This window comes from Frigoribacterium sp. MCBA15_019, assembly GCF_001864945.1.
Classification (GTDB): domain Bacteria; phylum Actinomycetota; class Actinomycetes; order Actinomycetales; family Microbacteriaceae; genus Frigoribacterium.
The window spans coordinates 134295-145512 of record NZ_MJGS01000012.1 but is presented as its reverse complement, the minus strand read 5'-3'; the positions used below and the strand labels follow the sequence as shown (position 1 = coordinate 145512).

Genomic DNA, 11218 nt, shown 5'->3' with positions numbered 1-11218 from the left:
GAGCCGTGGGCTCCCGTTTCGGGTCCGTCGACTGCGAGCGGTTCGGGCCACTCGATCGACGGGCTCGCCTCCGGTGTGGGCCTTTCGGGGGACCGTTCCGGGGACGTGTCGAAACAGTACAGGGTCGTTCGAGCCCTTTCGTGACACCCGTTCGGGGGGCAAGCCCCCTCGAACGGGTCACAGCCCGCGTGGACAGCGGGGAGGTGACACCCGTTGAGGTCGAACACTCACCCGTCTCACCCCGTCCGGGGGGCAGGTCGGGCGTGTCCCGGACTCAGGCGGTCAGGTCGGCCAGCCAGCCGGCGAGGAACTCGGCGCCGGCCTCGTCGTGGATCGCGCCCGTCGCGCTGGTCAACACGGGGTAGGGCGTCGCGGGCACGCCGTCGGCCGGCCGGACGTCGACGTGGGCGACCGCGTGACCCTGCGCGTGCAGCCAGTCGGCCATGGCGTAGTCGCTGCGCGAGTCGCCGACCGTGCGCCAGGCGAGCGGGGGCTCGCCGTCGGCCGCCAGCAGCTCGAGGGCGCGCTCGGCCCCGAGGTCCTTCCCGAGCCGCACCGACTCGATGTCGGTCGAGATGATCGTCGGGTCGACGCGCCACTGCACGGCACCGGACGTGTCCGGCCGCACGTCGTCGAGTCGGCGGACGCCGAACCCGCGGCGGACCAACGCCTGCATCGCCTTTTCGTCGAGGTCACGTTGCCGGGCCAGGTAGGTCGACGACTCGACGCTCGTGAGCTGCTCGATCGAGACCATCGCGTGCTTGGTCGTGTCGTAGAAGACCAGGTCGGCGAACTCGTCGGCGACGAGCGCCTGCATCTCGGCACCGAAGTCGGCGGGCATGGCGAGCGACGAGTCGACCTCGATCGGGCCGATGCCGTCGACACCGTGCTCGGGGCCGATCGTGAACCAGACGGCACCCTTCTCGCACACGCCGTGCACGCGGGACCCCTCGGGCAGGCCTGCCGCGAGCAACGGGCGGACGACCTCGTCGCGGATGAAGGCGTCCGAGCGCCCGGTGTTGAAGACGATCGGGACGCCGAGGGCGGCGAGCGCCACGAGGTCGCGCGTGATCTCGGGCAGCGCGATGCTGCGGGTCACGGGGCTGGCGATCGGGCCGTCGACGTCGAGGAGCAGGCCGAGGCGGGGTGCGGTGGAGGAGGTCACCGGACCATCCTCGCAGCAGGGGGACGCAGGAGGCGCGGGCCGGCCCGCTCGGTCGACCCGCGCCTCCTGCGCCTCGCGTCGCGGGCTACGGCGCCGTCGGGAGCGACGGCACGGTCCGGGCGAACTCGACGAACGCCGCGATGAAGACCGAGAACGCGACGACGATCGTGATCAGGTACACGGCGATGAAGAGCCAGAGCGGGGCGAGGCCACCCCCGGTGCGGCGCTTCACGACGACCGAGCGACCGATGACGTAGACGACCGTGAGGAAGGCCCAGGGCCACGGGAAGGGCTTGACGATGCCCTTGGCGACCAGCGCCCGGTGGTCGAGCCAGGCGAGGACGACCGTCAGCGCGTAGACGACCAGCCCGATGCCCATGTAGGCCAGGTATCCCGGCGTGAAGGGCGACTGGTAGACGCCCGGGGTGAACGTGGCGGTGCGCTCGAGGTAGTCGGGGATGTCCCAGAGGGCCAGGCCGATCAGCTGCACGAGGGGCAGGACGACGAGCACCCAGATGAACGGGGTCGAGGTGTTGACGCCGGGGTTCGTGCCCTTCAGCGGGTCGGAGTACCCGCCGGGACCGGGGTAGGGCTGCTGCGGGTGCTGCGGGTGCTGACCCTGGTACGGGGCCGAGTGCTGCGGGTTCTGGGGGTTCTGCGGGTTCTGCCAGGGCTGCTGGCCGGGGGTGTCGCTCACGGTGTCTCCGTCGTCGTCGTGGGTGGGCAGGTCGGGTCGTCGTCGCGCGTCGGGCCGCTCTCCGGCAGCGTAGTGCGGGGCTCGACTCGGTGCCGGCTCGGGTTTCCGCCTGTGGACGGACCTGTGAGGGCACCCCGGGTGGGAGGATGGTCGGAACCCCTCGACAGGAGAACACCCGTGGCGTCGCTCCCCCTTTCCGTCATCACCGCACTCGAGGCCTTCGCCGCGCCCGATCGCAAGCAGTCCGTGCACGACCTCGCCGTCGACCCGGCCGGCCCCGAAGAGCAGGCCCTCGCCGACCTGACCGGTTCGGTCGAGTGGGTCGACATGGCCGTCGCGCACCCGCTGGGCCCCGACCGCAGCGACCCCGAGGGCATGCGTCGTCTGCTCCAGGCGATGGGTGCCGAGGGCCGCTGCGCCGTCCTGTCGGCCTCGGGCTCCGAGGACGACCGCGACCTCGGTGGCGCGCTCGACGGCGTGCTGCACCAAGAGGGCGGCGCGCTCGTCGTCTGCCGTCCCGGCCCGCTGGCCTTCCTGGTCACCGGCAGGGGCGACCGCTGGCTGCTCAGCGACCGCGAGATCCCCGAGCTGACCGGCCCGATCGGCATCGTCACGCCGTAGGGGCAGCCCTCTCTCGCGTCGATCCGGTACGTACCGGATCGACGAACCCGGCACCCGCCCCCTCCGACTCCCGACGATCCGGTACGTACCGGATCAGCTGGTGGGCGGACGCTCCCCCGGCTTCAGCCGCGGCGGATCGGGTCGCCTGTCGTCAGCTGCCAGATCGCGACGCCGTGCAGTCCCTTCGACTCGGCCAGGTCGGCGCGGGCGGTGATCGAGCGTCCGTCCGACCACCAGAGCGTCGAGCCGTCACCGGGCGACGCCGTGTACTCGGCCTGTTCGGCGTCCCACGAACCGGTGGACTGCGCGCCGGTGCGGGCCTCGGCGACCGACACCGCGCCTCCTGCGGTGCCTTCGCCCGTCCAGCGGTAGCCGTACCCCGCGACACCGAGGTCGAGGCGGTCGGCCGGGACGAGCTCGAGCGCGGCGTCGAGCACCTCGCCGACCCAGGGCAGGCCCCCGACGGGCCCGGGTTCGCTGAAGCCGGTGCCGTGCTGGTCGTAGGCCATGAGCACGAAACGGTCGACCGAATCGGACAGGGCGGCGAGGTCGTACCCGAGGTCGATGTACCCCGTCTCGTCGGTGCTGGGCTGCACGGCCATCGAGATCGTGGCGTCGTCGGGCAGGGCGTCGCGCAGCTCGGCGGCGAAGTCGACCAGCCCCGGGGCGTCCGCGGCCGAGAGCGACTCGAAGTCGATCTGGACGCCGTCCCAGCCGCCGTTGACGACTTCTCCGGTGAGGCCCGACACGACGAACTCCCGGTTGGCCCGGCTCGACAGTAGCTGTGTCGCGAGCTCGCCGCTGAAGCCGTCCTGGCCGGCGTTGACGACCAGCAGCTCGGCCTTCTTGCCCGCCGACTGGGCGGCCTCGCGCAGGGAGTTGGCGGACTCGTCGCTCGGGGCGACACCGGCCCCGCCTGTCGTGATCGCGACTCCCGAGACACCGACCGTGTCGATCGCCGCCTCGCTGCGGTCGAACGCCTCGACCGCGGCCGTCGTCGCATCGGGCGAGGCGATGGCGTACCCCTCGACCGCGAGCCCTGCCGGGATCTTCGCCTGCGGCGCGACCGTCGGGTTGTTCCCGTCGGCCGAGCACGAGGTCAGCGTGACCGCGAGCGAGGCGGCGAGCAGCAGGGCGGCGGTGCCGGTGGTCAGGGTGCGCACCGTGCCATCATCGCCGATCCGGCACGGCGATGCGGGGCGTGCTTGGCTCGTCGCATGGCAGACGACGACCGACAGCAGACCTGGGACCAGTTCCACGACGACGTGAACATGACGGCCTCGACGCTTCGCGAGTGGCTCGACACCGATGAGTTTCGCGAGGTGGGGCAGAAGGACGGCGGCGAGTCCGTCGGGCACGAGAGCGGCCGACACATCGTGCGCATCCTCGAGAAGAAGAAGGCGGACCTGACCGATGCCGACTGGAAGCACATGGAGAAGGTCCACGGCTACGTCGCGCGCCACTCGAAGCAGCGCCCCTCGGGCGACGTCACGGACACGAAGTGGCGCTGGTCGCTGATGAACTGGGGGCACGACCCGCTCGCCTGACCGGCAGAGGCCCGACCGGCAGCGACCTGACGCGCGGACGGACCGACCGGCAGACTGGGCCCATGAAGACCGCACTCGTCACCGGGGGCTCGCGGGGCATCGGCCTCGCCGTCGTCCGCGACCTCGCCCGCACCCACCACGTGATCGTCCACGGCCGGGACGAGGAGGCGCTGCGGGCGATCACCGCCGACCTCCCGTCCGCGACGGCGTGGGCCGCCGACCTCTCGGGCCCGGCGCTCACGGTGCCGCCGCTGGACGAGCTCGACGTGTTGGTCCACGCGGCCGGCGTGATCGGCGGCCGGGCCGTCGCCGACACGTCGCGTGACGACTGGCGTCGTGTGTTCGAGGTCAACGTGTTCGCCGTGGCCGAGGTGACCCGGCAGCTGCTGCCGGCGTTGCGAGCGGCGCAGGGCACCGTCGTCTCGATCAACAGCGGCTCGGGGTTCACGGCAGGGCCCGACGGCAGCACCTACGCGGCGAGCAAGTTCGCCCTGCGCGCGCTGACCGACGCCCTGCGCGAGGAGGAACGCCCTCACGGCGTCCGGGTCAGCTCGGTGCACCCGGGCCGCGTCGACACCGACATGCAGCGAGAGCTGGTCACGGCCGAGGGCGGCACGTACGACACGTCGCTCTACCTCGAGCCGCAGTCCGTCGCCGACGCCGTGCGGCTCGTGGTCGACCTGCCGCACGGGGCCACCGCCGAGGTCGTCTCGGTGCGCCCCACCCGCCGGGCCTGACCCGGCGCGCGGAGCGGGTCAGCTGTAGTCGTGGCCCGAGACGCCGAGGGAGCGGTAGACGTACTCGCCGCCTTCGCTGGCGTCGTCGTCGAGCTCCCACATGAGGTCCTCGCCGTCGGAGGCCCCGGGGCGGGTGACGCTCTTCTGCGGCAGGCCGTCGATGAGGGTGAGTTCTTCGGTGGTGGTCTCGTCGTGGCCGACGAAGCGGGCGGTGTAGGTCTGGTCGCTCATGCCCGCACGCTACGCCGCCCTGCTCCGGGCACGGCCGCGACCGACCCACTACCGTGCACGGCATGAGCGCGAAGAAGGCCCCCGAGCCGGCGACCCTGTTGATCCTGGGTGCGAGCGGGGACCTCGCCGCGCGCCTCCTGATGCCCGGCCTCGGCGGGCTGCTGGCCCTCGAACCGAAGCGCCGTGTGCAGCTGATCGGCGCCGGCGTCGAGGAGTACACCGACGCCGAGTGGAAGGCGCGGGTGAAGACGTCGTTCGACAGCGTCCACGCGAGCGGCCCCGCGGTCGACGCTCTGCTCGAGTCGACCACGTACATCACGGCCGACGTGACCGGGGTCGACGGCCTCCGCAGCCTCGTCGAGGCCTGTGACGCGCCTCCGTCGATCTACTTCGCCCTGCCGCCCGCCATCACCGAGAAGGCCTGTGCCGCCCTGCGGAAGGTCGACCTGCCCGAGGGCACCTCACTCGCGCTCGAGAAGCCGTTCGGCACCGACCTCGCCAGCGCGAAGAAGCTGAACCAGCAGGTCCTGCGACTCGTGCACGAGGACCAGGTGCACCGCGTCGACCACTTCCTGGGCCGCTCGACCGTGCTCAACCTGCTCGGCCTGCGGTTCGCGAACCGCCTCATCGAGCCCATGCTCAACAACCAGCACGTCGAGAGCATCGAGATCGTCTACGACGAAGAGCTCGGCCTCGAGAACCGCGCGCGCTACTACGACCACGCCGGCGCCATGGTCGACATGATCCAGAGCCACCTGCTGCAGGTCATGGCCGTGCTGACGATGAACGCCCCCGCGACGCTCGGCCCCGCCGACCTGCGCGACGAGAAGGAGCTGGTGCTGCGCGCCACCCACGTCTGGGACGACGACGCCGTCGCCAACACCCGCCGCGCCCGCTACGGAAAGGGCAAGGTCGACGACCGCACCCTGCCCGCCTACGTCGACGAGGACGGCGTCGACCCGTCGCTCGAGACCGAGACGCTCGCCGAGGTCGTCGTCGAGGTGGCGAACTGGCGTTGGGCCGGCGTGCCGATCCTGCTGCGGTCGGGCAAGGCCCTGGCCTCGCGTCGCCGTGAGATCGTCATCACGTTCCGCCCGCCGACCCACGTGCCGAAGGAGTTCGTCGGGGGCGGCACCCCCGACCGCCTCCGCATCGCGATCTCGCCCGACGAGATGTCGCTCGAGCTGAACGTCAACGGGCCGGGCGACTCGTACGACCTGTCCCGCGCCTCCTTGCACGCCGACTTCGGCGCGGCCGACCTGACGGCCTACGGCGAGGTGCTCGAGGGCATCCTCGACGACGATCCGACGTTGTCGGTGCGCGGCGACTCGGCGGAAGAGGGCTGGCGCATCGTCGCCCCCGTCGTCAAGGCCTGGAAGTCCGGCGAGGTCGCCATCGACGAGTACCCGGCGGGGTCGGCGGGGCCGTCGTCCTGGCCCGCGGGCGTGCACCAGAACGAGCCCGCCGTCCGGGCCCGCGAGGGCGCGAAGCTGGCGCACCGCGAGGACTGAGCCACGCCGCCGGGCAGGCGCTCGCCGCACCCCGCACGCCGCACCCCGCCACGAAGTAAACAGTCCGCCACGCGATCGTGTGGCGGACTGTTTACTTCGTGGCGGGGTGGGTCGGGCCCCGGGCGGGGCGGCAGGCGAGGCAGTGGCAGGCGGGGCCGGTGGGGCAGGGCAGGGCAGGGCAGGGCGGCCGAGCGCAGGAGGCGCGGTGCCGGCGGGCGGTCAGCCGAGGCTGACGAAGGTGCTCACGTCGTCGCGCGGCAGGACGTCGGCGACGGCTCCGACCTGCATCCCCGCCACCGTGACCCGGCCGCCGTGGCTCGAGAGGAACGCCGTGTCGGAGGCGTCCCGGCCGGTCGCGATGCGCAGCAACGTCTGCCGTGGTGCCAGCCCGGTGGCGTCGACCACGTGCCAGGCGCCGTCGACGAAGGCCTCGGCCACGGCGTGGAAGTCCATCGGCGACAGGCCCGGGGCGTAGACGCTGACCAGCCGCGCGGGCACGTCGAGCCCACGCAACAGGGCGATCACGAGATGGGCGTAGTCGCGGCAGACGCCTTGCCGGTCGAGCAGGGTCTGCACGGCGCCGTCGGTCGGAGCGCTGGCCCCGGGCACGTAGGCGAGGTGCGAGCCGACCCACGTCGCGACCGCGGCCAGCAGTTCGCGCCCGTCGAGCCCGCCGAACTCGGCGCGGGCGGTGGGGCTGAGCGTGTCTGATTCGCAGTAGCGGCTCGGGCGACGGTACCGCACGAGGTCCAGCTCGTCGACGGCGGGTTCGTCGAGGCGTCCGTCGACGACGACCCGGTAGTCCACGGTGACCCGGCCGGCCCCGACCTCGCACAGGTGGAGGAGGGTGCCGTGGTGGTCGTGCAGCTCGCGGATCTCGAGGGGTGCGCCGTGCTGGGTGACGGCCAGCGCCTCCTCGGTGATGCGGGCGGTGCCGGCCGTGCCGGCTGTGCCGCCTGTGCTGGCTGCCGCTCCTGTGCCGGCTGCCGCTCCTGTGCCGGCCGGGGCGTAGGCGCGGGAGGCGGCGATCGACAGGACGAACTCGGCAGGGCCGTCGACGTCGAACTCGAGCCGGGCGGACGCGGTGCGCTTCATGACGAGAGGGTGGCACGTCCGTGAGTCGGGCGTGTTTCGGGGTGTGCCGTGAAGCGGCTGCGACCCTGCTGGGACCGCCGCTCGATGTCGGTGGTGCCGGGTTGGATGAACGCATGCCCTCGTACCGCGTCACGCTCACCGTCGGCACCCTGCGACCCGGGGTGCGGCCCGACTCCGTGCTGCCCGCGGCCGCCGCGAGCGCGGCGGGGCTGACCACGGTCGAGGCGAGCGACGTCACGCTGGTGCGCGGCGAGCCCCGCCTGGTGGTGCGTTACGAGTGCGCCGCCGACGAGCCCGCGCACCGCATCGGGGCCGTCGTCGAGGCCACCGTGGGCGAGCTGGCCGACGTCGTGCAAGGTCGGGTGACGCGTCGCGACGGCGGGGCGTGGACGCTGGTGGGCGCGGTCTGAGCCGGGCGGTGTGATCTGCTGCGTGGGGTGCGATGTCGCGCGTCGCCACCTGGCACCCGGCCCGACCCGGCACGCGTCGCGACCTGCCGCCCGGCGCGACCTGCCGCGCGGCGTCACGCGTTGCGCGTCGCGACCTGACAGGCGTCCAGACCTGTCGGGCAGGCCCGGGGACTTCCATCCCCTCGACAGCTTGATCCGGTACGTACCGGATCACGGATTCTCGAGGACCGCGCTCGCTCCGCGGAGGTTCGCGACACCCGCGGAGGCCCACGGCCCCCGCGTAGGCTCCCGACATGGGGACGACGACGAAGCGTGGACGGCTGAGGACGAGCGGGCGCACGGGTGCGGCCGCGGCGACGGTCGTGCTCGCGTTGGGGATGCTGACGGCCTGCGGGGGTGACGACGACGACCCCGTGGTGACCGTCAGCCCGAGCGTGAGCCCGTCGTCGACGCCCGAGATCCCGACGCCGGCACCCGCGCCTCCTACCGGCGGCACCGTCACGCCGACGCCGAGCCCGACCAGCCCCAGCCCCGGTCCCAGCCCGCGCCCCACGCCGGTCACCACCGACAAGCCCACCGACCGGCAGACGATCCCCCCGCAGAACTAGCGGCCGGCCCCCGTCGACCCGGCATCGCACCACGAACTGAACGTCGCACCGCGCGTGTGCGCGGTGCGACGTTCAGAAGGCGGTGCGACCCGAGCCGCGGAAGGGTCGGCTCAGTACCAGTTGACGGACTGTGAGTGCGACCAGGCGCCGCACGGAGTGCCGTAGACCGACTTGATGTAGCCGAGGCCCCAGGTGATCTGCGTCTTGGCGCTCGTCGCCCAGTCGCTGCCGGCCGAGGCCATCTTGCTGCCGGGCAGGGCCTGCGGGATGCCGGTCGCGCCGCTGGCGTTGTAGGCCTTGTAGTTCCAGCCCGACTCCTTCGTCCAGAGCGAGACCAGGCACGAGAACTGGTCGCTGCCCCAGCCGTACTGCGACGACGCGAGGGACTGCGCCGTGGCCTTGGCCCCGGCCACCGAGTTGTCGGACGCGGCACGGGCGGCCTCGGCGGCAGCGGCGGCCTCGGCGGCGGCCTTCGCCTCGGCAGCGGCCTGGGCCTCGGCGGCCGCCTGCGCGGCAGCGGCGGCAGCAGCGGCCTGGCGGTCGGCCTCGGCGGCGGCGGACTGCACGGTCTGCGCCGAGAGCGCGGTCTTCTCGACGCGGTCGTTCAGCGTCGAGGCGTCGAGCTTCTCGTAGTCGGCGAGCGAGGCGACCTGCGTCTGCAACTCGCTGGCGTCGGTCCGGCTCGAGGTCGAGGCCACGACCTGGTTCGCGATCTGGATCGTCGAGCGCGCCTTGGCCTGCGCCAGCGAGGTGGCGATGTCGGCCTTCTGCTGCTTGACGTCGGCGGCGTGCTGCTCGGCCGAGATGGTGTCCGCACCGGCGGCCGACATCGAGGTGACCGCGAAACCGGTCCCCGCCACGAGGGCGACCGCGGCGACGCCTCCGATCAGCGACAGGCGGCGACGAGCGCTGCGACGGCGGCCGGCGGAGAGCGAGCGGCGCGTGGCAGGAGCCTCGGCGGTCGGGGTCGACTCGGCGGTGACGGAGTCCTCGCCGGGGGCAGGGGTGTTCTCGGTGGTCATGTGGTCCTCGTGCTCGGCCGACCCGCGCCTCCGGTCGGGCGGGGCGCACACGGCGCGGCCACGCCGGGCGCTCGGGGGCGCTCACGGGTGGCCGAAGTCCACGCGACGGGGCGAGGGGCCGTGACAGGTCGGTGTCGGTCTCGCGAGGCCGTGGGGCCTCGACTCGTCCGCCACGGCTGCTCGGTCGAGTGGGGACTCGATCGACAGGGGCGCACGCGCCCGGGCGAAGTGACGAGTATGCAGAGACTTCCTGAGTAGAACCACACAATCCCGTGTCGAACCGGGCAGTCCGGCGCATCAGCCCAGCGGATGACATCGACCCGCGCCTCCCTCATCCGAGCGAAGGAGGCTCGGGTCGAGCAGGTCAGCGACCCACGATCACGACGCCTCGGGCGCCGCTACGACGTCGTCCGCGACGCGGGATCGACGCCAGGACCCCGTCGCCACGTACTTGACCATCACGTTGAGCACGGCCACCGTCGGCACGGCGAAGAGCGCGCCCGGGATGCCCGCCACGTACGACCCGCCCGCCACGGCGAAGACGACCGCGAGCGGGTGCACCCGCACGGCCGAACCCATGACCAGCGGCTGCAGCACGTGGGCCTCGAGCAGGTGCACGACGAGCACTCCGGCCAGCATGACCACGGCCTGCACCGGCCCCGCGAAGACCAGGGCGACGACCACGGCGAGCGCGCCGGTCACGATGGCACCGACGACCGGGATGAACGACGCCAGGAAGACCAGGATCGCGATCGGCACGGCGAGCGGCAGCCCGAGGACGAACGCGATGAGGCCAATGCCGACGGCGTTGACCGCGGCGACGACGATCTGCACGCGGACGAACGACGTCAGCGTGTGCCAGCCCGCCTGGCCGGCCCCGTCGACGGCCGGCCGGGCCGCCTTCGGGAAGAGGCGGACGGTCCAGGCCCAGACCCCACGGCCGTCGATCATCAGGAAGATCGTCGCGAAGAGGGTCAGCAGGCCTCCGGCCAGCAGGTGGCCGGCAGCGGTGCCGATCGACAGCACGCCGCTGAGGATCGCCTTGCTCTCGGTCTGCAGCGCGTTCTGCGCGTCCTTCAGGTAGCCGTCGACGTCGGCGTTCGTCAGCTGGAACGGCGGCCCCTGCAGCAGGGTCGTCAGCTGGTCGTACTGCGCCACGGACTGCTTCTCGATCTGCGGCAGTCCCGCCCGGATCTGCGTCACGGCGAGCAGCACGAGCCCGCCCACGACGACCACCCCGGCCAGCAGCGCCGCCACGATGGCGAGCCAGCGCGGCCACCGGTGCCGACGCAGGAACCCCGCGACCGGCACGAGGAACGCCGACACGAGGATCGCGATCAGCAGCGGCACGACGATCTCCTCGAGCGTCGCGATCAGCCAGAAGAGCACGGCCAGCGCGGCGGCCACCGCGAGCAGGCGCCAGGCCCAGGCGCCCGCGATCAGCATGCCCGGGGGCAGTGCGGCTGCGGGCGGTGCACCGCCGGGCAGCGCGGCACCGGGCAGTGCGGCACCGGGCAGTGCGGCACCGGGCGAGGAGGCGCGGGCCGGGTCGCCCGGGTCGGCGGCGGCCGCGG

At 72.9% G+C, this 11218-nt stretch carries 13 protein-coding genes; 6 read left to right on the top strand and 7 right to left on the bottom strand.

Annotated features, from left to right (window positions below; genetic code table 11):
• Window positions 1-274: 274 nt before the first annotated feature.
• Complete coding sequence (locus tag BIV04_RS09945) at window positions 275-1165, bottom strand: hypothetical protein (RefSeq protein ID WP_071256126.1); 891 nt, start codon at window positions 1163-1165, stop codon at window positions 275-277.
• Window positions 1166-1250: 85 nt separating this feature from the next.
• Window positions 1251-1862 carry a hypothetical protein gene (locus BIV04_RS09940; protein ID WP_071256125.1) on the bottom strand — a complete coding sequence of 204 codons (612 nt, stop codon included), beginning with the start codon at window positions 1860-1862 and terminating at the stop codon, window positions 1251-1253.
• A 177-nt stretch (window positions 1863-2039) separates the two neighbouring features.
• On the opposite strand from BIV04_RS09940, the gene BIV04_RS09935 reads away from it, so the two are divergent.
• Window positions 2040-2483, top strand: a complete 444-nt coding sequence (locus tag BIV04_RS09935) for a hypothetical protein (protein ID WP_071256124.1) — start codon at window positions 2040-2042, stop codon at window positions 2481-2483.
• A gap of 122 nt (window positions 2484-2605) precedes the next feature.
• On the opposite strand, the gene BIV04_RS09930 is transcribed toward BIV04_RS09935, so the two are convergent.
• On the bottom strand, window positions 2606-3646 hold the full coding sequence (locus BIV04_RS09930) for a glycosyl hydrolase family 18 protein (protein WP_071256123.1): 1041 nt from the start codon (window positions 3644-3646) through the stop codon (window positions 2606-2608).
• A gap of 54 nt (window positions 3647-3700) precedes the next feature.
• Here BIV04_RS09930 and BIV04_RS09925 point away from each other — a divergent pair, with 54 nt between their 5' ends.
• Both BIV04_RS09925 and BIV04_RS09920 read left to right on the top strand, forming a co-directional pair.
• The gene (locus tag BIV04_RS09925; protein WP_071256121.1) at window positions 3701-4030 is read left to right on the top strand and encodes a DUF3140 domain-containing protein; all 330 of its coding nucleotides are present in this window, start codon (window positions 3701-3703) and stop codon (window positions 4028-4030) included.
• A 62-nt stretch (window positions 4031-4092) separates the two neighbouring features.
• Complete coding sequence (locus BIV04_RS09920) at window positions 4093-4767, top strand: SDR family oxidoreductase (RefSeq protein WP_071256120.1); 675 nt, start codon at window positions 4093-4095, stop codon at window positions 4765-4767.
• Window positions 4768-4785: 18 nt separating this feature from the next.
• Here BIV04_RS09920 and BIV04_RS09915 read toward each other — a convergent pair whose 3' ends face one another.
• On the bottom strand, window positions 4786-4998 hold the full coding sequence (locus tag BIV04_RS09915) for a hypothetical protein (protein WP_043596779.1): 213 nt from the start codon (window positions 4996-4998) through the stop codon (window positions 4786-4788).
• A 62-nt stretch (window positions 4999-5060) separates the two neighbouring features.
• Here BIV04_RS09915 and BIV04_RS09910 point away from each other — a divergent pair, with 62 nt between their 5' ends.
• Window positions 5061-6509, top strand: coding sequence for a glucose-6-phosphate dehydrogenase (locus BIV04_RS09910; protein WP_071256119.1), 1449 nt, complete (start codon window positions 5061-5063; stop codon window positions 6507-6509).
• A 219-nt stretch (window positions 6510-6728) separates the two neighbouring features.
• Here BIV04_RS09910 and BIV04_RS09905 read toward each other — a convergent pair whose 3' ends face one another.
• Window positions 6729-7604, bottom strand: a complete 876-nt coding sequence (locus tag BIV04_RS09905; RefSeq protein WP_071256118.1) for a transglutaminase family protein — start codon at window positions 7602-7604, stop codon at window positions 6729-6731.
• 113 nt (window positions 7605-7717) lie between these two features.
• Between BIV04_RS09905 and BIV04_RS09900 the strand changes: the two genes are divergently transcribed.
• Together BIV04_RS09900 and BIV04_RS09895 are read left to right on the top strand one after the other, a co-directional pair.
• Window positions 7718-8014, top strand: coding sequence for a hypothetical protein (locus tag BIV04_RS09900; RefSeq protein WP_043596776.1), 297 nt, complete (start codon window positions 7718-7720; stop codon window positions 8012-8014).
• A 293-nt stretch (window positions 8015-8307) separates the two neighbouring features.
• Window positions 8308-8622 (top strand): hypothetical protein, encoded by a 315-nt coding sequence (locus BIV04_RS09895; protein WP_071256117.1) that lies wholly within the window; start codon window positions 8308-8310, stop codon window positions 8620-8622.
• A gap of 110 nt (window positions 8623-8732) precedes the next feature.
• On the opposite strand, the gene BIV04_RS09890 is transcribed toward BIV04_RS09895, so the two are convergent.
• Window positions 8733-9644 (bottom strand): phospholipase, encoded by a 912-nt coding sequence (locus BIV04_RS09890; RefSeq protein WP_255364251.1) that lies wholly within the window; start codon window positions 9642-9644, stop codon window positions 8733-8735.
• A gap of 378 nt (window positions 9645-10022) precedes the next feature.
• The coding region (locus tag BIV04_RS09885) for an AI-2E family transporter (RefSeq protein WP_255364250.1) at window positions 10023-11218 on the bottom strand (1196 nt) is incomplete at its 5' end.